Raw genomic sequence first — 22541 nt, 5'->3', positions numbered from 1 at the left:
CCGGCGTGGAGGTGTGTGCGATGCGTCGCGTCCGGTACGAGTCCACCGGCGGCCCGCTGTTCCTGGAGGAGGCCCCCGTGCCGGAGCCCGGCCCCGGTGAGCTGCTGGTGCGCTGCGCCGCGGTCGGCGTCACCCTGCCCGTGGTCCGCAAGGTCACCGAGGCCGCCGAGCCGATCGCGCTGGGCGGAGAGATCGCCGGCGAGGTGGTGGCGGCCGGTGAGGGTGTCACCCGCTTCCGGGTGGGCGAGCGGGTGACCGGACTGTGCTTCGGGCACGGGTACGCCGACTTCGCCGTGCTGCACGAGGCCATGGCCTCCCCGATACCGGACGGCGCGAGCGCCGTGGACGCGGTCGCGCTGGTGCGCGGCGGCCTGGTGGCGTACGGCGTGCTGGAGACGGCGCGCGCGGCGCCGGGCGAGTCGGTGCTCGTCACGGCGGCGGCGAGCGGGGTCGGGCATCTGGCCGTGCAGCTGGCGCGGGTGCGGGGCGCCGGACGGGTGGTGGGGGCCGTGTCGGATCCGGGGAAGGCGGAGTTCGTCCGCTCGCTCGGCGCGGACGACTGTATTCAGTATGGCGACGACAGTTGGGGGGATCCCGTCGACTGTGTCCTGGATGCCGTCGGCGGCGACCTGCTCACCCCCGCCCTCGCCGCCCTGGCCCCGCACGGCCGGCTCGTCGCCTACAGCTCGGGCGGCGGCACCGTCCGGGCGTACGACCTGCTGGTGGGCGCCAAGTCGGTGACCGGGTTCCAGATGGCCCTGATCGCCCGCGGCCGGCCCGACCTGTACGAGCGCTGGCGCCGGGAGCTGTGGCGCCTGTTCGCCGAGGGCGCCGTGAAGCCCGCCGTGCACGCCGAGTTCGCGCTCGAGGACGCCGCGAAGGCGCACGAGGTGATCGAGCGGCGGGCCAACCTCGGCAAGGTGGTGCTGCGCCCGTAGGCGCTTCGCGGGTTCTGTGCGCTGCACGCTTCTTGTGGGGCGCCCCGGCCCCAACTACCGTCGACAGTGCGCACGTTGGACATGGGATGTCCGCATGTCCAGATGTCCGGCCGACGAAGGGCAAGGTCGCACCATGCCGTCAGGTCCACGCGCCCGCCTCAGAGCCGTACTCGCCACCGCCCTCAGCACGGCGGCACTGCTCCTGGTGCCGCTCGCAACCCCCCACCCCGCACACGCGCAATCCCCCGCAGCCGCCCCCGAGTTCGACCAGCAGGTTCTGTTCAAGGCCTCCCAGGACCCCGGCTACGCCTGCTTCCGCATCCCCGCGATTCAGCGGACGGCCGACGGCACGCTGCTGGCGTTCGCCGAGGGCCGGGTCCTCAACTGCGGCGACGCCGCCGACATCGACATCGTGGTCAAGCGCTCCACCGACGGCGGCCGCACCTGGGGCCCGCTGCAGGTCGTCAACGACGGCGGCGGCGACACCCACGGCAACCCGGCGCCGGTCGTGGACCGCGCGACGGGCCGGATCTGGCTCGCCGAGACGTACAACACCGGCCGCACGGACAGCGCCAGTTGCCCGGTCCCCTGCGACCGCAGCCCGCACCTGCAGTACAGCGACGACGACGGCCGGACCTGGTCCGCGCCGCGCGATCTGAGCCCGGAGATCCTGCCCACCGACTGGAACTCCTGGTACGCGACCGGGCCGGTGCACGGCATCCAGCTCACCAGGGGCCGCTACGCGGGCCGGCTGGTCTTCGGGGTCAACGCCGAGACCTGGGACGGAAGCCGGGTCACCGCCAACCACGCGGCGCTGATCGTCAGCGACGACCACGGCGGCCACTGGCGGATCGGCGCCACCGACACCTGGCCCATCGCCGACGACGGCACCTTCCGGCAGAAGCCGTCCGAACTGACCCTCGCCGAGCGCGGCGACGGCTCCATTTTGGTCAGCGGCCGGGAGCAGGACGGCACCGATCTCGGCCACCGCACCCAGGCGGTCAGCCGCGACGGCGGCACCGGCTTCACCGCGCCCTTCCACGACCTGCCCGACCTGTACGCCCCGCAGGTCCAGGGCTCGATGCTGCGTCTCGGCGACCGCCTGCTGCTGGCCTGCCCCGCCGACCCCGACCGGCGGCGCACGATGATGATCCGCTCCTCCTACGACGGCGGCCGCACCTGGGACAGCGTCGACCGCGGCACGGTCGTCACCACGGACTGGTCCGGCTACTCCGACCTGGTGCGCGCCGACCCGGACACGGTGGGCCTGATCTACGAGGGCGGCGCGGTGGACGCCCGCGACGAGATCCGCTTCGCCCGCTTCACCGAGGACTGGCTCGCCCCGCGCCGCGGCCCCGACCCGGTCACCGCCGACCTCGCCCCGCGCGCCCGCCCGGCCGCGGTGCTCGGCGGCGCCGAGGAGACGGACGGGGTCTTCGGCGGCGCGCTGCGGTTCGACGGCACCGACGACGCCGTACGCCTGCCGTTCCGCTCCACGCTCCCGCTGGGCGCCAAGGACTTCACCGCGTCGCTGTGGTTCCGGTACACGGCCACGAACGGGGAGCAGCCGCTGCTGTGGATGGGCGGGGTCGGCACCACGCAGCCGCAGGTGTGGGTGCGCGGGGAGCCGGCGAACAACCGCATCCAGGGGCTGATCACCGTGCGCGACGGGGCGGTGGCGCCGCAGACCGCGTACGTGCGCACGGATACCGCATACAACGACGGCCGGTGGCATCACCTGGTGCTGCGGCGGGGTGGGGGCCGGCTGTCGCTGTCCGTCGACGGTATGCAGTCGTCCGTCGCCGACATACCGGGTTCGGTCAGCCGTAACTCGCCCTTCGGCGTGCACGTCGGTCAGCGGATGGACAGCCGGGCGTTCTTCACCGGCGAGATCGACGAGGTGCACGTCTGGGACCGGGCCCTGACCGACGCGGAGGCGTCGGACCCGAAGGCGCTCAGGTCACCGAAGGACACGGTGCTGTGGCTGCCCCTGGACCACGTGAGCGGCTGACCGGCGGCCGGCGCCCGGGGCCTGCTCAAGGTCCCGGGCCCGCCGCTTGGCGATGACCGCGCACACCATCAGCTGCATCTGGTGGAACAGCATCAGCGGCAGCACGGCGAGGGAGGCGTGGGCGCCGAACAGGACGCTCGCCATGGGCAGCCCGGAGGCGAGGGACTTCTTCGAGCCGGCGAACTGGATGGCGATCCGGTCCTCCCGGCCGAAGCCGAGCGCCTTGCCGCCGTACCAGGTCAGGGCGAGCATCACGGCCAGCAGCACGGCCTCGACGGCGAGCAGCCCGCCGAGCCGGGCGGCGCTGACCTGGTGCCAGACGCCGCGGATCATGCCCTCGCTGAAGGCGGTGTAGACGACCAGCAGGATCGAGCCGCGGTCGACGAGCCCGAGGATCTTCTTGTGCCGGGCGACGAACCCCCCGATCCAGCGCCGCAGCACCTGGCCCGCGAGGAACGGCACCAGCAGCTGGAGCACGATCTTGACCAGGGAGTCGGCGGAGAAGCCGCCGCCGCTGTTGCCCAGCAGTCCGGCCGCCAGCAGCGGGGTCAGGACGATGCCGACGAGGGAGGAGAAGGAACCCGCGCAGATCGCCGCCGGCACGTTTCCGCGCGCGATCGAGGTGAACGCAATGGACGACTGGATCGTGGACGGCACCAGCGTCAGGAACAGCAGGCCCTGGTAGAGCGGCTGGGTCAGCAGCACCGGCACCAGGGCGCGGGCGGCCAGCCCGAAGACCGGGAAGAGCACGAACGTGCAGACCAGCACGGTGACGTGGAGCCGCCAGTGGCGCAGTCCGTCCAGCGCCTCGCGGGTCGAGAGCCGGGCGCCGTAGAGGAAGAACAGGAAGGCGATCGCGGCCGTGGAGGCCCCGGAGGCGGCGTGGGCGGCGGTGCCGTGCGCCGGGAAGAGTGCCGCGAGGCCCACCGTCCCGAGCAGCAGCACGATGTACGGGTCGACCGGCATCCAAGTCGGCCAGTGCAGGCGTTTCACGGTGCTCCGATGCAGTGGGGGTCGTTCGGTCCGGGGCCGAAAGGCCCCCCTCCATGATCCCCCTCGGACCGCTGTTCGGGAATCCCGTATACCACTCTGACTGTCATCATGTTCCGCGATTACCGATAGGCTGGCGGACGTGTACGACCCCACGCAGCTGCGCACCTTCCTCGCGGTGGCCCAGACGCTGAGCTTCACGCAGGCCGCGCGCCGGCTGGGGCTGCGCCAGTCCACGGTCAGCCAGCATGTCCGCCGCCTGGAGGACGCGACCGGACGGCAGCTGTTCACCCGGGACACCCACGCGGTGGAGCTGACCGGGGACGGCGAGGCGATGCTGGGCTTCGCCCGCCGGATCCTGCAGGTCCACGAGCAGGCGACGGCGTTCTTCACCGGCACCCGGGTGCGCGGCCGGCTGCGGTTCGGCGCGTCGGAGGACTTCGTGCTCACCCGGCTGCCGGAGATCCTCGAGAGCTTCCGCTACGACCATCCGGAGGTCGACCTGGAGCTGACCGTGGAGCTGTCCGGCACCCTGTACGAGCAGCTGGCCGCCGGGAAGCTGGACCTGGTGCTGGCCAAGCGGCGCCCGGAGGATCCCCGCGGCGAACTGGTCTGGCGCGACGATCTCGTCTGGATCGGCGCCGAGCGGCTGCGCCTGGACGCGGACCGGCCCGTGCCGCTGATCGTGTACCCGCCGCCCGGCATCACCCGGGCCCGCGCGCTCGACGTGCTGGAGCGCGAGGGCCGCGACTGGCGGATCGTGTGCACCAGCGGCAGCCTGAACGGCCTGATCGCGGCGGCCCGCGCCGGGCTCGGCGTGATGGCCCACTCCCGGCACCTGATTCCTCCGGGACTGTTCCGGCTGCCCGACCGCTACGGCCTGCCGGACCTGGGCAAGGTCGACTTCGTTCTCGTCCACGGCCGCCCCCGGGGCACGGCGGAGGAGGCCGCGAACGCCCTCGCGGCAGCGGTCCTCGCGGGCGGGGAGCGGCTGCGGCGGAGGGGCGACTGAGGCTCGCGGGCGGGGAGCGGCTGCGGCGGAGGGGCGACTGAGGCTCGCGGGCGACGGGTGCCTACGGCGGCGGGCGGCTGCTCTCTCCCGGCACGCTGTCAGCGGGGTGCCGGGTACGGGTGCGGGTACGTCAGTCCTTTGACGCGGCGCAGGAACGGCGTGGCCTCCACGTGCTGGACTCCTTCCAGCCGGCCGAGGGGGCCCTCACCTAGGCATCCAGACCGGCGGCGTTGCGGGCCAGCGCGGTGACGAGCAGGTTGCACGGGCCGGCCGTCGGGAACACACGGCCCGGCCCCGGCGGGGCGGCCCTGGGATGGGAACACACGGCCCGACCCCCAGCGGGGCAACACCGGAAACGCCCGGCCCACCCCCCGGCGGGGCGGCCCTGGAAACGCAAGACCCGACCCCCAGCCGGGGCGGACCCGGGGACCTCCCGGCGCCGCCCCCCGCCTGCGCACCTTCCCCGTCCCGGCGCCTGCCGTGCAGCGCGCGTCCTCCCGGCCCCGGTGCCCGCCGCATATGCGGGGATGAGGACGGTGTGCGCCGTAATCGCCGCGTACAGATTCGGTGGAGATTACGCCACCGAAACTTACTGACCCGTCAGTATTGTGTCCGGCCCCTCCCCTTGTACGGGCATTTTCCGGTCACTGCCCTGGGGAAACGTGATGTTTATGCGGTTTCCTACCCTCTCCCGCCCCGTGACGGCGTGGGGTAGCTTTCACCGCGCTGTGCCGAGCACCACGGGCGTGACCATGCAGCGAGGATCGGGGAGCGAGGTTTGCGCGAGTTCACCAACCCGCCGCTCACGTCGGCACCGCCGGTGGGCGGTCTGGCCGATGTGGTCTTCGAGCATGCCCGGACGGACCCGACGCACGTCGCCCTCGGCCGCAAGGACGCCGCCGGCCGGTGGCGCGACGTGACCGCCGCCGAGTTCCGCGACGAGGTCATGGCGCTCGCCAAGGGCCTGCTCGCCCGCGGCATCCGCTTCGGCGACCGCGTCGCCATCATGTCCCGCACCCGCTACGAGTGGACCCTGTTCGACTTCGCCCTGTGGTCGATCGGCGCCCAGGTGGTGCCGGTCTACCCCACGTCCTCGGCCGAGCAGTGTTTCTGGATGCTGTACGACGCCGAGGTGTCCGCGGCGATCGTGGAGCACGAGGACCACGCGATGACCATCGCCACCGTCATCGACCGCCTCCCCCAGCTGCGCCAGCTGTGGCAGCTGGACTCGGGCTGTGTGCAGGAGTTGTACGACGCCGGGGCGCATCTGGACGACGACGTGGTGCACCGGCACCGGCAGGCGGTCACCCCGGAGTCGACCGCCACCGTCATCTACACCTCGGGCACCACCGGCCGCCCCAAGGGCTGTGTCCTCTCGCACGGGAACTTCATGTTCGAGGCGGACACCATGATCGGCCGCTGGGAGCCGGTGTTCCACTCCAAGAAGGGCGACGAGGCGTCCACGCTGCTGTTCCTGCCGCTCGCGCATGTCTTCGGGCGGATGGTGGAGGTCGCCGCGATCCGCGGCCGGGTCCGCTTCGGGCACCAGCCGCAGCTGAACGCCGCCGCCCTGCTGCCGGACCTGCAGGCGTTCAAGCCGACGTTCATCCTCGCGGTGCCGTACATCTTCGAGAAGGTGTTCAACGCGGCGAGACGCAAGGCGGAGAAGGAGGGCAAGGCGGGGCCCTTCGAGAAGGCGGTCGACATCGCGGTGAAGTACGCGGAGGCCGTGGAGGCCAAGGCGTGGGGCATCGGGCCCGGACCGTCGGCGGGCCTGCGCATGCAGCACCAGATCTTCGACAAGCTCGTGTACGCCAAGGTCCGCGCCGCGATGGGCGGCCGTATCCGCAACGCGATGTCCGGCGGCTCGGCGATGGACCGCCGGCTGGGGCTGTTCTTCGCGGGCGCGGGGGTGCAGATCTTCGAGGGCTACGGCCTGACCGAGTCGACCGCCGCGGCCACCGCCAACCCGCCCGAGCGCACCCGCTTCGGCACCGTCGGCCAGGCCATCCCCGGGACGACCGTGCACATCGCCGACGACGGGGAGGTCTGGCTGTACGGCGGGCACGTCTTCCAGGGCTACCTGAACAACCCCAAGGCCACCGACCAGTCCCTGCACGACGGCTGGCTGGCCACCGGCGACCTCGGCTCGCTCGACGAGGACGGCTATCTGACCATCACCGGCCGCAAGAAGGAGATCCTGGTGACCTCCGGCGGCAAGAGCGTCTCCCCCGGGGTGCTGGAGGAGCGGGTGCGCGAGCACCCGCTGATCAACCAGTGCATCGTCGTCGGCAACGACCGCCCCTACATCGCGGCCCTGGTCACCCTCGACCTGGAGGCCGTCGAGCACTGGCTGCAGATGCGCGGGAAGCCCAGCATGAGCCCGGCCCAGCTGGTGCGCGACCCGGACCTGGAGACGGAGGTGCGGCGGGCGGTGGTCGCCGCGAACACCCTTGTCTCCCAGGCCGAGTCGATCCGCACCTTCCGCATCCTCGCGCAGCCGTTCACCGAGGAGCACGGCCTGCTCACCCCGTCGTTGAAACTGAAGCGGAAGGCGATCGAGAAGGCGTACGCCAACGAGGTCGAGGCCCTCTACCGGACCTGAGACATCGCCGGCGCGCGTCAGGAATGCGGCGCGGCCCGTGATCGTTGACCATGGGAGTACCAGCTGTCGACAACCGAAGGATCAAGAGGCTCGTGAGCAGCAAGGTCCCCCCGATCATCCTCAACAACGGCATCGAGATGCCCCAGCTGGGCTACGGCGTCTGGCAGGTGCCGGACGACGAGGCCGAGCGGACCGTCGCCCTGGCGCTGGAGGCCGGGTACCGCAGCATCGACACCGCGGCCATCTACGGCAACGAAGAGGGCACCGGCAGGGCCATCGCCGCCTCCGGCCTGCCCCGCGAGGACCTCTTCGTCACCACCAAGCTCTGGAACGCCGACCACGGGTACGACGCCGCGCTGCGCGCGTTCGACGCGTCGCTGGCGCGGCTGGGCCTGGACTACATCGACCTGTACCTGATCCACTGGCCGCTGCCGGCCCGTGACGCCTACGTCGACACCTACAAGGCGCTCGAGAAGCTGCTCTCCGACGGCCGGGTCCGTGCCATCGGCGTGTCGAACTTCCTCAACGAGCACCTGGAGCGGCTGATCGCCGAGACCTCCGTCATCCCGGCGGTCGACCAGATCGAGCTGCACCCGCATCTGCAGCAGCACGCCGCCCGCGAGTTCCACGCCGAGCAGGGCATCGCGACCGAGGCCTGGTCGCCGCTGGGCCAGGGCAAGGGCCTGCTGGAGGTGCCGGCGATCGTCGCCATCGCGCAGAAGCACGGCCGTACGCCGGCCCAGGTCGTGCTGCGCTGGCACGTCCAGCTCGGCAACGTCGTGATCCCGAAGTCCGTGACGCCGTCGCGGATCAAGGAGAACATCGAGGTGTTCGACTTCAGCCTGGACGACGAGGACCTCGCGGCGATCAGCGCGCTCAACGAGGACCGGCGCCTGGGCCCGGACCCGGCCACGTTCGACATGGGCTGACGCCGGCGCCCACGCACTGCGGCCGTCCGCCCCGCGGCACAGCGGGACGGACGGCCGTACGCCGTTTCGGGCCGGTCAGTCGCCCCGTACGTCCGCGTGCAGGACCTCGAACTCCTCCAGGGTGACCACCGTGGCGTGCGCCTTGGCCGCGCTCTCGCGCCGTACCGCGGCCTGCCGGGCGCGGCTCGCGGTGAGCGAGGGGCGGTCGGCGAAGAGGACGCCGGTCATGCCGCGGCCGCGTTCGCGGTCGAGGAACAGGGCCGCGCCGGCGAATCCGGGCAGCACCTCCAGCCGGGGCAGCACACCGGCGTGGAAGGTGTCGGCGGCGAGGTCCGCGTCGGCGGGGTCGCACTCGAACCGGGTGAGCCGCAGCCCGCCGCCGGTGAGGGGCCCGCGCCCGGCGTGCAGGACGGCGGCCTCGAAGTTCTCGACGGCGACGGTCCCGGCGAAGGGCTGCAGCAGTTCCGGCCGCCGCACGCTCATCACCTCGTCGCTGTTGCGGCGCGCCTGAGCCGACTCCCACCAGCTGACCGTGAGCAGTTTGCCCAGCTCGCGGTCGACGAAGACGCCCGCACCCCGGTAGCCGGGCCGCTCCTCCAGCAGGTCGTGCCCGCGGGTGTTCAGGGCCCCGACGGCCAGGCCCAGCCGTGCCGGATCGCCGGTCGCGTACACCGTGCGTACGAACATGCGCCTCGCCTCCCGGAACCGCGACCGTGCGGCCGACGGTGGCTGATATATCCGGAAAAGTGGTTTTTTCCAGTCTTGCCACGGTCACAAATCACCGCAATGCGCAGAGGTTTCGGGAGTGGGCAGCCGAAGGGTTGACGCGGACATGCACACGGGTCCACGGTGTACGGCACACGGTAAGGAAACTTTCCTAACAGAAGGGCCCCCACAGTGCGCCTTCGAACCCTGACCTTCGCCGCGGCCTCCGGGGCCGCAGTGCTCGCCGCGGGAGTGCTGCCCGCGCACGCCTCCGCCGGCTCGGCGGCCCGCACCGCACCGGCCTCCGCCCAGGAGGGCTCGGTCAGCGCGGCCGACCTGCTCGCCAAGGTCACGACGTGTTCGCAGATATCGAACGGCAAGTACAAGACGGACGACGAGACGTCGGCCACCGTCCCCGTGTGCGGCAAGAACGGCGCGGTGTTCTGGAAGGCCGACATGGACATCGACTGCGACGGCCAGCGCACCACGAACTGCAACGAGAACCGCGACCCCTGGTACCAGGACGACACCGCCTTCCACCAGTCCGACGGCAAGCCGCTGAAGGCGGAGTCGCTCCCGTACGTGGTGGTGCCCAGCTCCAGCAGCATCTGGAACTACTCGAGCGCCGGCATCAAGGGCGGCGGCGTGGTCGCGGTCATCTACGACAACAAGGTGGAGTACGCCGTCGTCGGCGACACCGGCCCCACGAAGATCATCGGCGAGGCGTCGTACGCCACCGCCAAGGCGCTCGGCATCGACCCCGACCCCGAGACCGGCGGGGCCGACTCCGGCGTGACCTACATCCTGTTCAAGAACTCCAAGGTCTCCCCCATCGAGAGCCACAGCGCCGCGGTCTCCCTGGGGGACCAGCTGGCCAGGCAGTTCATCGCGAACAACTGACCGGCTGCGTACGTCAGTTGGGCTGCCCCAGCGGACGTACGACCACGGTGTTGACGTCGACCCCGGCCGGCTGCCGGATCGCCCAGACCACCGAGTCGGCGATCTGACCGGCGGTCAGCAGGCGCCCCGGGGGCAGGCTGCCCAGGCCGTCCCAGAACGGGGTCTCCACCCGGCCGGGGGCGACCAGCGTCACACCGATCCCGAACTCCGTGACCTGGCGCCGGGTGTTCTCGGCGAGCCCGGTGACCGCCCACTTGGTGGCGCCGTAGAGGTTGCCGGGCGTGTTCACGAACCCGGCGACGCTGCCGACGAGGACGATCCGGCCGCGGGACTCCTTCAGCGCCTCGACGGAGGCCCGGATGAGCAGGGCGGGACCGAGGACGTTGGTGAGCACCATCTCGGACCAGCCGGCCGGATCGCCGTCGGCGACGGTGTCATGGGTGGCGAAACCGGCGTTGGCGACGACCGTGTCCAGCCGGCCGTACGTCTCGAGCGTCCGGTCGACGGCATCCTGCACATCGCCGAACACCGCCGCGTTCCCGGCGACCGTCAGCAACTCCTCGGGATTCCCGAGCGCTTCGGCGAAGTCCCGCAGCCGGGACTGAGTACGGCCGGTGACGGTGACCCGGCTCCCGGCGGCGAGCAGCTGCCGGGTCACGGCGGCGCCGATGCCGGTGGCGCCGCCGGTGACGAGTGCGACCGGAGAGTCGTTCATGGTGAGGTCCCCCTGTGTCTCGGTGAGACGGGGAGTCCATCACTTGGAGCGCTCTCGAAGTCAAGCGCGGCCGCCGACGGCAGGTGCCCGCGACTGCGGCGCCCCCGTCGCTCAGACCGGCCGCACCGCCCGGTGCACCGTGTGGGCCGTCAGGACGAAGACGTCCGGGCGTCGGTGGACGCTGCGGGGGTCGGTGGGGTCGAGGAGGCGGTCGAGGGTCGTGATGTCGTCGGCGTCGAGGGTGTCGGTGAGGACGTCCCGGAAGCGGGTCAGCGCGGTGACGACGAAGGCGCGGGCCCGGTTCGGCACGGGGGCGGGAATGTCGCAGAGGAAGCTGCGGGTGCCCGTGTGCTTCAGGCCGGCCGCGGTCAGCAGGGCAGGCCAGTCCTCGGTCTCGGCGACCGCGCCGGGCAGTTCGGCGCGCATCCGGGCGAAGCGTTCCTCCTGGGCGGCGTCGAGGCGGGCCTGCAGTCCGGGGCGGCCGAAGCCGATGTCGCGGGGCAGATAGCGGGAGGGCAGGCCGCCCTCCAGGATGGCCAGCGTGCCGCCGGGGGCGAGCCGGGCGCCGAACGCGGCGAGCGCGGCCCTCTGGTCGCCGAGGTGGTGCAGGCTGCGGCTGGCCCACAGCAGGTCCGCCGGGTAGTCCAACTCGGCGAGGGAATCCGGCAGGTCGCCGGCGAGCGTGTCGAAGCGGTCGGCGACGCCCTGGCGGGCGGCCCGGTCCCGGGCGCGCTCGAGGAGCGGCTCGGAGCCGTCGGCGGCGACCACCCGGGCGCCGGGGAACGTCTCGGCCATCAGGCAGGAGATCACCCCGGGGCCACTGCCCGCGTCCACGACCAGACCGGGCTCGGTCACCTCCTTGCCCAGCCAGGCCAGGGCGCGCGCGTACGCGGGCGCGAACACCTCGGCCTCCGCCTCCAGCGTCGCGGCCATCACGGCCCAGTCGATGTCGTCGCCGTGGGCGTGCCCGTGCCGGGCGTCGTGCCCGGGGTGGGCGTGGTGGTCGTGCGCCATGGTGGTCAGCCTCTCGCTCGGGTGCGGCCAGGGTGCGACGGCGCACGGGCCCGGTGCCACTTTCGTTGCCGGTGCCGCAAAAAAACGGGATGCGCGGGAGCGGGGAGGAGGCCAGCATCGGGTGCCGTGGACGACGAACTGGTGCACCGTTTCCTCACCGACGGCTTCGTGAAGATCGAGGGCGCTGTCCCGGCGGCGGTCGCGCGGGAGTGCGCCGGGCTGCTGTGGCGGGAGACCGGTTACGCCCCGGACGACCCCGGCAGCTGGAAGGACCCGGTGGTGTGGGTCGGGGACATGGCCCAGGAGCCGTTCGACGAGGCGGTCAACTCCCCTGTCCTGCATGAGGCGTTCGATCTGCTCGTCGGTGCGGGCCGGTGGGTGCCGCGGCATTCGCTGGGCTCGTTCCCGCTGCGCTTTCCGCACACCGAGGAGCCGGACGACGCGGGCTGGCACATCGAAGGCAGCTATCTGCCGGAGGGCGAGAGCCGGTACTTCGCCAATCTGCGCTCGCGGGACCGTGCGCTGCTGATGCTGTTCCTCTTCAGCGAGGTCACCGAGGCCGACGCCCCGACGCGGATCCGGGTCGGCTCCCCACTGGACGTGCCCGCGCTGCTGGCGCCGTACGGCGAGGCGGGGGCGTCCATCCTGGAGCTCGGCCCCCGGCTGGAGCGGGCCTCGGCCCACCGCCCGCTCGCCCACGCCACCGGCCGCCCCGGCGACGTCTACCTCTGCCACCCCTTCCTGGTGCACGCGGCCCAGCCGCACCACGGCACCCGGCCCCGCTTCATGGCACAGCCGCCGCTGTATCCGGCGGCGCCCTGCGCGCTGGAGCGGGCCGACGGGGCGTACTCCCCGGTGGAGCTGGTGATCCGCCGGGGCCTCGGGCGCTGACACCGGGGCCCCGGCGGACGTTCACCGCGTCAGCAGGTCACGACAGCGGCGGGTAGGCGTTCTGCATCAGCTGCTGGAACTGGGCGGAGAACCAGTGCCCGGCCAGCGGCGCGTTCGGCAGGGCGCCGGTGGGGTTGTTGCCGTTGCGGGCGTTGCCGCCGTACGTCGGGTCGCACATCTGGTCGAAGCCCTTGCCCTCGTCGTTGGAGATGGCGGTGCTGGACCCGTCCGACTCCCCCGGCGGCTTGACCCACACGTAGGCGTCGATCCCGGCGGCCGGGGCCGCGGTCGGGCGTTCGCCGAGGCCGGCGCCGCTCTGGTTGCACCAGTTGCCGACGTGGATGCGCCGGTCGATGCGGCTGCCGTTGACGTAGTCGTCGACGGAGGTCAGCGGGCCGGGGCCGGTGGGCCGGGCGGAGCCGCCCCAGCCGTTGCGGGAGGTGTCGATCAGCATGCCGAGACCGGAGTCGAACCCGGCCGCGACGAGCTTGTCCCGCAGCCCGAGGGCGTACGACTGCTCGTCCACGTACTGGTTCCAGTCCACCCACTTCGACTGGCGCACGGTGGTGCCGTTGACCGTGTCGCCGACCTTGAAGTACGGCTCCTTGGTGGGGCTGTAGTTGGCGGTGTTGACGATGAAGCCGGTGACGTCGTTCACACTGGCGCCGTTGGTCGTGGCGACCTTGTAGAACTCCTGGACGGACGGGCCGAGGTTGGTGTCCCAGCCGAGCCAGCCGTGGTGGCCGGCGTCGATGTAGTTGTAGACGTTCGGGATGGCGCCGAGCTTGTCCAGGGCGTAGCTGACGCCCTTCTCGTAGTTGCCGTTCGCCTTCATGGTCTGGCAGTTGGCGGTGCTGGTGTTGGTGCCGCCGGCGTTGGTGACCAGATTGGGCAGCGAGTCGGGTTCGATGACGGTGGCGATCCTGAGGGAGGCGTAGGCCGGGTCGGACAGGATCGAGGCGATCGGGTCGATGTAGTCGGTCTTGTACGTGTCGATGTCGTCGGGGCCGAGTTCGCCGTTGGAGGCGAGGGCGGCGCAGTCGCGGCCGGGGAGGTCGTAGATGACCAGCTGGACGACGAGGTCGCCGGAGCCCTTCTGCTTCAGGGCCTCGTTCAGGTGGTCGCGCAGGCCCATGCCGCCGCCCACGCCGTTGATGGTGGCGATCCGGTCGAGCCAGACGGCGGTGGGCTGGTTGGAGATGCGGCTGCCGCCCGGTTCGGCGGCGGCGTGGGCCGACCACTCGGGGTTCACATAGACCTTGGCCCCGACGTAGGGGTTGTCGACCTTGCTGCCGGTGCCGCCGCCCGTGCCGCCACCGCCGGTGCCACCGCCGCCCGTGCCGCCGCCACCGGAGCCGCCGCCGTCGTCGACGTTGCAGGTGACGCCGTCGAGGGTGAACGTGCTGGGCACGGCGTTGGCGCCGCTGTAGGAGGCGTTGAAGCCGAAGCTGATCGAACCGCCGGTCGCCAGCGTGCCGTTGTAACTGGCGTTGGTGGCGGTGACGGCGGTGCCGCTCTGGCTGATCTGCGCGTTCCAGCCGCTGGTGACCTTCTGGTTGCCGGCGTACGCCCACTTCAGCGACCAGCTCGACTTGGCGGCCGCGTTGTTGGTGATGGTGACGGCGGCGGTGAAACCGGTGTCCCACTGGGTCTGCACCTTGTAGTCCACGGTGCAGGGGACGGCTGAGGCAGCGGCGGAGGCCGGGCCGGTGCTGAGCGCCGTCCCGGAGGCCCCTGCGACCAGTGCCAGGGCGGCGAGCAGTGATGTTCTGGTACGGCTCATGAGTGCGGGTTCCTTCTGTCGTCCGGCGGATCTAGGGATTGAGGGCGCGCAGGTGGTCGCGCAGCCCGGCGCCGTAGGCGGTGGGTGTGCCGTCGTAGGCGGAGATCAGGGACGGCCCGGAGGAGCAGTCCCAGGTGTTCCAGGTCCAGCCCAGGTAGGACAGGTTCCGGTCGTCGAACCACTTCATGACCTGGTCGACGAACGAGTGCGCGCAGGTGTTCTCGCCGATCTCCCCGGCGACCAGCGGCGCCTGGGCCGCGACCGGGGCGAGCGTGGAGTTCCAGCAGCTCTCGCCGGCGCAGGAGTTGAAGTTGTACACGTGGTAGGCGGCGGCGAGATTCCCCGTGGGATCGGACGGCTTGTACGTGCTCCACTGGCTGAGGTCGTTGGAGTACGCCAGGCCGCCCGCCATGACGACGTTCTTGGCGCCGGCGCCGCGGACGGCGTCCACGAGGTCCTGCATGCCGGCGACCTCGTAGGAGATCCCGGGGCAGGTCCCGCCGTCCCGCCAGCACCTCCAGGCGTCGGTCGCGCTGGAGGTCGCCCGGTCCGGATAGGGCTCGTTGAACAGGTCGAACACCGGCGCCGGGTCGTCCTTGAAGGTGCTCGCCACCGACGCCCAGAACGACGGGCTGTACTGCATGTCGGGCATCGGCTTCTGGCAGGTGGCGTGCACGTCGGAGCAGCCGGCCGAGTTGCCGGTGTACTGCCCGTAGGTCCAGTGCAGGTCGAGGACCGGGGTCATGCCGTGCGCCTCGACGCGGGCCACCAGCTCCTTGACGGCGTTGATGTAGTTGGCGCCGCCGTACTCGGGTTTGATATTGGAAAGTCCCAGCCAGCACTCCTCGTTGAGGGGGATGCGCACGGCGTTGGCCTTCCAGTCGGCGATCGCCGCGATCGCCGCGTCGGTGACGGGGCCGTCCCAGATGCCGTAGCCCTGGACGCACATGAACTCGCCGCCGGAGCGGTTGACGCCGAGCAGGCGGTGGGCGGTGCCGCCGGCGTCCACGAGCTTGTTGCCGGAGACGTGCAGCGCGGGTGCGGTGCCGCTGCCCGACGGGGGCGGTGTGGTGGGCGGCGGGGTCGGCTCGGCGTCGGTGTTGCAGGTCGTGCCGTTGAGCTTGAACGCGGTCGGCGCGGCGTTGGACCCCGACCAGGAGCCGAGAAAGCCGGTGGTGACGCTCGCGCCGGCGCCGAGGGAGGAGTTGTAGCTCTCGTTCCCTGCGGTCACGGTGGTGCCGGACTGGGACCACTTGGCGTTCCAGCCCTGGGTCACCTTCTGGCCGTCGGCGAAGTCGAAGGTGAGCGACCAATTGCTGAGCGTGGACTGGTTGTTGGTGATGGTCACCGAGCCCTGGAAGCCGCCGGCCCACTGGTTGGCGACGGCGTACTGCACCGTGCACGCGGGCGTGGCTCCCTGCGCCGACACGACCGGTACGACCGCGCTCCCGACGAGCGCGACCGCACCGGCGGCGGCTAAAAGTACTGAACGCGGGGGGTGTCGCATGAGCGACTCCTTGCAGTTGGGCGCGCCGTGACAGGCGCGTCGACTGACTGGAACCGCTCCCACTGGTGCGAAGGAAGGTAGCGCCAAGTAGCCGTCTTGCACAGGGGAGTTACCGACTTTTCCGCGACGGCCCAGGTCGAATCTTTTCGACTCTTCAAGCACCTTGACCGCTCACAGGGTCGTCCCCACTATGGGAGCGCTCCCACTGGTTCAAGCCTTGACCTCTCCCGAGGACTCCCTCCCGAGCAGCACCCCCACCGAGGAGGAACCAGCACATGGATCCCGGACGCAGACGCAGAGCCGTGCGGCGCTGGTGGACCGCCGTCGCGGCGGCGCTGGCCCTGCCCCTGTCGATGCTCGCCACCGGTGCGACGACCGCGCACGCGGCGTCCGTGCAGTGCAGCGTCGACTACAAGACCAACGACTGGGGCAGCGGTTTCACCGCCGAGCTGACCCTCACCAACCGCGGCACGGCCGCCATCGACGGCTGGACGCTCGCTTACGCCTACACCGGCAACCAGACGCTCTCCAACGGCTGGAACGGCAGCTGGTCCCAGTCGGGCCGGACCATCACCGTGAAGAACGCCTCGTACAACGGCACCATCGCCGCCGGGGCCGCCGTCTCCACCGGCGCGCAGTTCAGCTACAGCGGCACCAACACCGCACCCGCCGCCTTCACCGTCAACGGCACGGCCTGCACCGGCGCGCACCAGCCTCCGGTGACGGTGCTGACCAGCCCGAGCGCGGGCGCCGTCTACAGCCAGGGGGAGGCGGTGCAGCTCGCGGCCACGGCCGCGGCCGCCGACAACGCGACGATCGGCAAGGTGGAGTTCTACGACGACACCACGCTGCTGGGGACGGACACGAGCTCGCCCTTCACGCTCTCCGTCTCCGATTTGACCGTGGGCAGTCATTCGCTGGTGGCGAAGGCGTACGACAGCCTGGGCGCCTCCGCCGAGTCCACGCCGGTGGGCATCACGGTCGCCTCCGGTCCCGCGGTGGTGGCGTCACCCACCCAACTGGGCGTCCAGCAGGGCAAGTCGGGCACGTTCGGCGTGAAGTTGTCGAAGCAGCCGAGCGCGAACGTGACGGTGAGCGTGGCCCGCACGGACGGCACCACCGGTCTGTCCGTCACCGGCGGCTCCTCGCTCACCTTCACGCCGTCGAACTGGGACACCGCACAGTCGGTGACCGTCACCGCGGACTCCTCCGGTACCGGCAGCGCGACCTTCACCGCCTCGGCCACCGGCTACACCAAGGCCACGGTCACGGTCACCGAGCTGGCCGCGTCGAAGGCGTACGACGCCCGTTTCCTGGACCTGTACGGGAAGATCACCGACCCGGCGAACGGCTACTTCTCCCCGCAGGGCATCCCGTACCACTCGGTGGAGACGCTGATCGTGGAGGCCCCGGACTACGGCCACGAGACGACCTCGGAGGCGTACAGCTACCTGCTGTGGCTGCAGGCGATGTACGGCAAGGTCACCGGCGACTGGTCGAAGTTCAACGGCGCGTGGGCCCTGATGGAGAAGTACATGATCCCCACCCACGCCGACCAGCCGACGAACTCCTTCTACAACGCCTCCAAGCCGGCGACCTACGCGCCCGAGGAGGACACCCCGGACCAGTACCCGGCGAAGCTGGACACCTCGGTGTCCGTGGGCTCGGACCCGATCGCCGGTGAGCTGAAGAGCGCGTACGGCACGGACGACGTCTACGGCATGCACTGGATCGAGGACGTCGACAACGTCTACGGCTACGGCGACACGCCGGGCGGCACCTGTGAGGGCGGCCCGACGGCGAGCGGCCCGTCGTACCTGAACACCTTCCAGCGCGGCCCGCAGGAATCGGTGTGGGAGACGATCCCGCAGCCGACCTGCGACGCCTTCAAGTACGGCGGCAGGAACGGCTACCTGGACCTGTTCACCGGCGACAGCTCCTACGCCAAGCAGTGGAAGTACACCGACGCCCCGGACGCGGACGCCCGCGCGGTGCAGGCGGCGTACTGGGCGGACGTGTGGGCCAAGCAGCAGGGCAAGGGCGGCGATGTCTCCGCGACCGTGGCCAAGGCCGCGAAGATGGGCGACTACCTGCGGTACGCGATGTACGACAAGTACTTCAAGAAGATCGGCACCTGCGTGGGTCCCTCTGCCTGCCCGGCCGGCACCGGCAAGGACGCCTCGCACTATCTGCTCTCCTGGTACTACGCCTGGGGCGGCGCCACCGACACATCCGCCGGCTGGGCCTGGCGGATCGGCTCCAGCCATGTCCACGGCGGCTACCAGAACCCCCTGGCCGCGTACGCGCTGAGCAGCTACCCGGACCTGGAGCCCAAGTCGGCGACCGGTGCTTCGGACTGGGGCAAGTCCCTGCAGCGGCAGCTGGAGTTCTACCAGTGGCTGCAGTCGTCCGAGGGCGCGATCGCGGGCGGCGCGACCAACAGCTGGCAGGGCCGGTACGCCACTCCGCCGGCCGGCACGCCGACCTTCTACGGCATGTACTACGACGAGGCGCCGGTCTACCACGACCCGCCGTCCAACCAGTGGTTCGGCTTCCAGGCCTGGTCGATGGAGCGGGTCGCCGAGTACTACCAGCAGACCGGGAACGCCACGGCGAAGGCGGTCCTCGACAAGTGGGTGAAGTGGGCGCTGTCCAAGACCACGGTCAACCCGGACGGCACCTACCGGATCCCCTCCACCCTCCAGTGGTCCGGCCGGCCCGACACCTGGAACCCGTCGAGTCCCGGTTCCAACAGCGGGCTCCATGTCACCGTCGCCGACTACACCGACGACGTCGGTGTGGCGGCCGCGTACGCCAAGACGCTCACGTACTACGGCGCCAAGTCCGGTGACGCGACGGCGAAGTCCACGGCGAAGGCGCTGCTGGACGGCATGTGGGACAACTACCAGGACAGCCTGGGCGTCGCCGTTCCCGAGACCCGCAGCGACTACAGCCGGTTCGGCGACAGCGTGTACGTGCCGAGCGGCTGGAGCGGCACCATGCCGAACGGCGACAAGATCGACTCCTCGGCCACGTTCAGCTCGATCCGCTCCTTCTACAAGAACGACCCGGCGTGGTCGAAGATCGAGTCCTACCTCGCGGGCGGCGCCGCGCCCGTCTTCACGTACCACCGGTTCTGGGCCCAGGCGGACATCGCCCTGGCCATGGGTTCGTACGCGGAGCTTCTCGAATAGCCCCAGCCCCGCCAGGGCTCCGTGTACCGCCGCCGGGCGGCCCCCACCCGCACAGGGGGGCCGCCCGGTCGTCGTACATTTCCCCCGGCCTACGGCCTGTACGGCTCGTGCTCCGTGACCGGTTTGCGGAACGCGCGCAGCGCGAACACCGGGTCCGGGCGGGGGCGGTCCTGGTCGGGGAGGCGGGACAGGCGCGCGGCGAACTCCTCGGTGCGCGGCTCGCCCGGTGGCAGCTGGGTGAACCAGCCGCGGCGCAGGTCGGCGATGGTGGTGCGGGGGCTGCGGCCCTGGCCGACGCCGCGGAACGAGGCCTGCCCGGCCGGCCGGAGCCCGTGCCGGACGGCGTGTGCCGTGACGGTGGCGGTCTCGTCGCGGGCGGGGCGGCGGGGGCGGGAGGCGAGGACGGCGTCGATGTCGCTGCCGACGTCGTGGGCGGCGGCCTTGTCGACGGTGGTGACGTAGATGCCGCCGGGCCGCAGCACCCGGGCGCACTCGGCGACGACGGCGCGGACGTCCTCGGGGTCCAGCAGGTGCAGCAGCCAGACGCTGGTGACCGCGTGGAAGGTGCCGGTGCCGAACGGCAGGCGGCGGCTGTCGGCCCGTACGACCGCGCCCGGCAGTCGCGCGCCCGCCCTTCGGGCCATGGCGGCGGCGAGGTCGGCGCCCGTCACCCGCAGCGCGGGGCGGCCGGCGGCCAGACGGCGGGTGACGATGCCGGTGCCGCAGGCGACGTCGAGGAGACGGCCCGGGGTGTCGGGTATCAGGTCGAGGACGGCCCGTGCGGCCGCCGCGGCGCGGGCCTCGCCGCCCCGGGACGCGTCGTAGGTGTCGGCTTCCCTGTCGTAGTCGAGCACGCCCCTCAGTGTGCGCCGTGACCTGGGGCGACGTCCTCCACCCTGCGGGCGAGCGTGAAATCCTTCTCGGTGAGGGCGCCCCCGGCGCTGTGCGTGTGCACGGTGAGGGAGACGGTGTTGTAGCCGAGGGCGAGGTCGGAGTGGTGGTCCAGCTCGTCCTGGACGGCGGCGATGTGCATGACCAGCGCGGCGGCCGCGACGTGCGAGCCGAGGCGGTAGGAGCGGGCGAGCCGGCCGGCGTCGTCGACCGACCAGCCGGGCAGCTCGGCGAGCCGGTCCTCGATCTCCTTCTGCGACAGCGGTTCGACGGCCATGGCCGCGCTCCTTCCCGGTGGTACGGCACGGACTCCCAGCGTGCCACAGCCGTACCGGGACGGCTCGGGCCGACTCACGCCGGACCGAAGAACCACCCGCGGACCCGCACCGCCCCGAGGTCGTCGGCGAGCACGGCGATCCTGGCCCGGCCCTCGACCCGCTGGACCCACTCGTGCGGCTGGGCGGCGCGGATCCGGTCGATGGTGTCGAACTCGGCGGGACAGCCGAGCGCGTCGCCGATCGCCCCGCCCAGCAGGCAGCCGCGCACCCTGGCGCGGTGCTGCGCCGCGCCGTCCCTGTCCCACGGCCCGTACGTGCATGCGCTCCTCGACTACGGTCGTCTCCATGACCATGGTCGCGACCGGCAAAGCCGCCTCCTGCTCCGCCCCGTCCGACAAGGGCGTCGGCCCGCTGCTGCGCGCCTGGCGGGAGCGGCGCCGCGTCTCCCAGCTGGAACTGGCGCTGCGCGCGGACTCCTCGGCCCGGCACATCAGCTTCATCGAGACCGGCCGGTCCCGGCCCAGCGAGGAGATGGTGCTGCGGCTCGCCGAGCATCTGGACGTCCCCGTGCGCGAGCGCAACTCCCTTCTGCTGGCGGCCGGTTACGCCCCGCGCTATCCGGAGACCCCGCTGGACGACCCGGCGCTGGACGCCTTGCGCGACGGCATGGAACGCCTCATCCAGGGCTACGAGCCCTATCCGGCGCTGGTGGTCGACGCCGGTTACACGGTCGTCGCCGCGAACCGGGGCATCGCGATGCTGCTGGACGGCGTGCCGGAGACCCTGCTGTCGCCGCCCAACGCGATGCGGCTGACCCTGCATCCGCAGGGCCTCGCGCCGCGCATCCGCAATCTGCGCGAGTGGCGCGGGCATCTGCTGACGCAGATGGAGCGGCAGATCGCGCTGCAGCGCTCGGACCAGCTGCGCGCCCTGTACGAGGAGGTGGCCGCCTATCCGGTGCCCGAGGACCCGCCGGGCGGCGAACCGGCCGAGCCCGTGCCGTACTTCGCGCTGCCGCTGCGCATCGAGCACGACGGCCGCGTCCTGTCGTTCGTGTCGTCGATCTCCACCTTCAACACCCCGATGGACGTCACGGTCGCCGAACTCGCCATCGAGACGTTCCTGCCCGCCGACCCGGCCACCGCCAAGTACCTTCACACGCTGGCCGGTTGACCGTATCCGATGGCCACCGCCCGGCTTCTTTCCGCGCCCGCCCGGATCGCCCCGGACCGGTGTGCGAAACGGGATCGCATGGCAGACTGCCGGGGTACTTCGGCGCGTGGGGAGGGCGTGGCGTGAGTGAGCGGCGGGCTGCGCCCACGGTGGGCCAGGTGGTGCTCGGGAAACGGCTGCAGGAACTGCGTGAGGCGGCGAACCTCAGCAGGGAGGAGGCCGCCCAGGTCCTCAGGGTGGCGTCGGCGACCGTGCGGCGGATGGAGATGGCCGAGGTCGCGCTGAAGATCCCCTACGTGCAGGTGCTGCTGGACACCTACGGGGTGCCCGAGGAGGAGGCCGCCGCGTTCGTGCGGCTGGCCGAGGAGGCCAACCAGCCGGGCTGGTGGCAGCGGTTCCACGACGTGCTCCCCGACTGGTTCAGCCTGTACGTGAGCCTGGAGGGCGCCGCCCGGATCATCCGCTCCTACGAGCCGCACTTCGTCCCCGGTCTGCTGCAGACCGAGGACTACGCGCGCGCGGTGCTGCAGGCGGGGACGGTCGGGCAGGCCTCGCCGGAGTCCGTGGAACGGCATGTGTCGCTGCGCATGGAACGGCAGCGGCTGCTGGACCGGGACGACCCGCCCCACCTGTGGGTGATCATGGACGAGACGGTGCTCCGGCGCCCGGTGAGCATGCGCGCCGGCGTGATGCGCGCGCAGGTGGACCGGCTGCTGGAGTACGCCGAGCGGGACCGGGTCACGCTGCAGATCGCCGAGTTCGCGGCCGGCCCGCATCCGGGGACGTACGCGCCCTTCACGCTCTTCCGGTTCGCCGAGCCGGAGCTGCCGGACATGGTGTTCACCGAGTACCTGACCGGCGCCCTGTATCTGGACTCCCGCCGTGAAGTGGCCGCGCACCTGGAGGTGCTGGACCACATGACGGCCCGCGCCGCCTCGACCCAGCGCACGCACACCCTGCTGCGGGAGTTCCGGAAGACCTTGTGACAGAACGGCCTTGTGACAG

Annotated in this window: 18 protein-coding genes and 2 pseudogenes; 10 read left to right on the top strand and 10 right to left on the bottom strand. The window is 71.6% G+C overall.

Translation table 11 applies throughout. The features are described from left to right. Positions 1–20 precede the first annotated feature (20 nt). Both AB0950_RS07095 and AB0950_RS07090 read left to right on the top strand, forming a co-directional pair. Positions 21–938: a zinc-binding dehydrogenase gene (locus tag AB0950_RS07095; RefSeq protein ID WP_366777996.1), complete on the top strand. Its 918-nt coding sequence runs from the start codon at positions 21–23 to the stop codon at positions 936–938. Positions 939–1071: 133 nt separating this feature from the next. After that, on the top strand, positions 1072–2949 hold the full coding sequence (locus AB0950_RS07090) for a sialidase family protein (protein WP_366777994.1): 1878 nt from the start codon (positions 1072–1074) through the stop codon (positions 2947–2949). Here AB0950_RS07090 and AB0950_RS07085 read toward each other — a convergent pair. Next, the gene (locus tag AB0950_RS07085) at positions 2899–3942 is read right to left on the bottom strand and encodes a bile acid:sodium symporter family protein (RefSeq protein ID WP_366777993.1); all 1044 of its coding nucleotides are present in this window, start codon (positions 3940–3942) and stop codon (positions 2899–2901) included. The two genes, AB0950_RS07090 and AB0950_RS07085, sit on opposite strands and share 51 nt — an antisense overlap. 139 nt (positions 3943–4081) lie before the next feature. Here AB0950_RS07085 and AB0950_RS07080 point away from each other — a divergent pair, with 139 nt between their 5' ends. Continuing rightward, positions 4082–4951: a LysR substrate-binding domain-containing protein gene (locus AB0950_RS07080; protein WP_360573297.1), complete on the top strand. Its 870-nt coding sequence runs from the start codon at positions 4082–4084 to the stop codon at positions 4949–4951. A 98-nt stretch (positions 4952–5049) separates the two neighbouring features. Here AB0950_RS07080 and AB0950_RS07075 read toward each other — a convergent pair. Beyond that, positions 5050–5225, bottom strand: a pseudogene (locus tag AB0950_RS07075) (AsnC family protein); the annotation flags it as partial. A 504-nt stretch (positions 5226–5729) separates the two neighbouring features. Here AB0950_RS07075 and AB0950_RS07070 point away from each other — a divergent pair. Together AB0950_RS07070 and AB0950_RS07065 are read left to right on the top strand one after the other, a co-directional pair. Then, positions 5730–7556, top strand: a complete 1827-nt coding sequence (locus tag AB0950_RS07070; RefSeq protein ID WP_360155785.1) for a long-chain fatty acid--CoA ligase — start codon at positions 5730–5732, stop codon at positions 7554–7556. Between the two features lie 92 nt (positions 7557–7648). Continuing rightward, on the top strand, positions 7649–8485 hold the full coding sequence (locus AB0950_RS07065; RefSeq protein ID WP_360155782.1) for an aldo/keto reductase: 837 nt from the start codon (positions 7649–7651) through the stop codon (positions 8483–8485). A 75-nt stretch (positions 8486–8560) separates the two neighbouring features. Here AB0950_RS07065 and AB0950_RS07060 read toward each other — a convergent pair whose 3' ends face one another. Next, entirely contained in the window at positions 8561–9172 is a 612-nt protein-coding gene (locus tag AB0950_RS07060) for a hypothetical protein (RefSeq protein WP_360155779.1), read from the bottom strand. Positions 9173–9382: 210 nt separating this feature from the next. Here AB0950_RS07060 and AB0950_RS07055 point away from each other — a divergent pair, with 210 nt between their 5' ends. Further along, entirely contained in the window at positions 9383–10090 is a 708-nt protein-coding gene (locus AB0950_RS07055) for a glycoside hydrolase family 75 protein (protein WP_360155776.1), read from the top strand. Positions 10091–10103: 13 nt separating this feature from the next. Here the strand turns inward: AB0950_RS07055 and AB0950_RS07050 are convergent, their stop codons facing one another. Then, positions 10104–10805 carry an SDR family oxidoreductase gene (locus AB0950_RS07050; protein WP_366777991.1) on the bottom strand — a complete coding sequence of 234 codons (702 nt, stop codon included), beginning with the start codon at positions 10803–10805 and terminating at the stop codon, positions 10104–10106. 111 nt (positions 10806–10916) lie between these two features. Next, on the bottom strand, positions 10917–11819 hold the full coding sequence (locus AB0950_RS07045; protein ID WP_366777990.1) for a class I SAM-dependent methyltransferase: 903 nt from the start codon (positions 11817–11819) through the stop codon (positions 10917–10919). A gap of 126 nt (positions 11820–11945) precedes the next feature. On the opposite strand from AB0950_RS07045, the gene AB0950_RS07040 reads away from it, so the two are divergent. Then, positions 11946–12710, top strand: coding sequence for a phytanoyl-CoA dioxygenase family protein (locus tag AB0950_RS07040; RefSeq protein ID WP_360573305.1), 765 nt, complete (start codon positions 11946–11948; stop codon positions 12708–12710). 37 nt (positions 12711–12747) lie between these two features. Here AB0950_RS07040 and AB0950_RS07035 read toward each other — a convergent pair whose 3' ends face one another. Both AB0950_RS07035 and AB0950_RS07030 read right to left on the bottom strand, forming a co-directional pair. Further along, complete coding sequence (locus AB0950_RS07035) at positions 12748–14493, bottom strand: glycoside hydrolase family 6 protein (protein ID WP_360155764.1); 1746 nt, start codon at positions 14491–14493, stop codon at positions 12748–12750. Positions 14494–14524: 31 nt separating this feature from the next. Next, positions 14525–16000: a cellulase family glycosylhydrolase gene (locus tag AB0950_RS07030; protein WP_366777989.1), complete on the bottom strand. Its 1476-nt coding sequence runs from the start codon at positions 15998–16000 to the stop codon at positions 14525–14527. Between the two features lie 275 nt (positions 16001–16275). Between AB0950_RS07030 and AB0950_RS07025 the strand changes: the two genes are divergently transcribed. Then, a complete protein-coding gene (locus AB0950_RS07025; RefSeq protein WP_366777988.1) occupies positions 16276–19194 on the top strand; it encodes a glycoside hydrolase family 48 protein in 2919 nt (972 codons plus the stop codon). Between the two features lie 89 nt (positions 19195–19283). On the opposite strand, the gene AB0950_RS07020 is transcribed toward AB0950_RS07025, so the two are convergent. The 3 genes and pseudogenes from AB0950_RS07020 to AB0950_RS07010 all read right to left on the bottom strand — a co-directional run. Then, positions 19284–20048: a class I SAM-dependent methyltransferase gene (locus AB0950_RS07020; protein ID WP_366777987.1), complete on the bottom strand. Its 765-nt coding sequence runs from the start codon at positions 20046–20048 to the stop codon at positions 19284–19286. Between the two features lie 5 nt (positions 20049–20053). Continuing rightward, positions 20054–20362 (bottom strand): 4a-hydroxytetrahydrobiopterin dehydratase, encoded by a 309-nt coding sequence (locus tag AB0950_RS07015; protein WP_360155751.1) that lies wholly within the window; start codon positions 20360–20362, stop codon positions 20054–20056. A gap of 182 nt (positions 20363–20544) precedes the next feature. Further along, positions 20545–20631: pseudogene (locus AB0950_RS07010) on the bottom strand (ADP-ribosylglycohydrolase family protein); the annotation flags it as partial. A 77-nt stretch (positions 20632–20708) separates the two neighbouring features. On the opposite strand from AB0950_RS07010, the gene AB0950_RS07005 reads away from it, so the two are divergent. Both AB0950_RS07005 and AB0950_RS07000 read left to right on the top strand, forming a co-directional pair. Further along, positions 20709–21536, top strand: a complete 828-nt coding sequence (locus AB0950_RS07005) for a helix-turn-helix transcriptional regulator (RefSeq protein WP_360155748.1) — start codon at positions 20709–20711, stop codon at positions 21534–21536. Positions 21537–21658: 122 nt separating this feature from the next. Next, positions 21659–22522 (top strand): helix-turn-helix transcriptional regulator, encoded by an 864-nt coding sequence (locus AB0950_RS07000; protein ID WP_360155745.1) that lies wholly within the window; start codon positions 21659–21661, stop codon positions 22520–22522. Positions 22523–22541: the final 19 nt, after the last annotated feature.

The organism is Streptomyces sp. NPDC007189 (assembly GCF_040703635.1).
Classification (GTDB): Bacteria; Actinomycetota; Actinomycetes; order Streptomycetales; family Streptomycetaceae; genus Streptomyces.
This window is presented reverse-complemented; position numbering and strand designations above follow the sequence as displayed.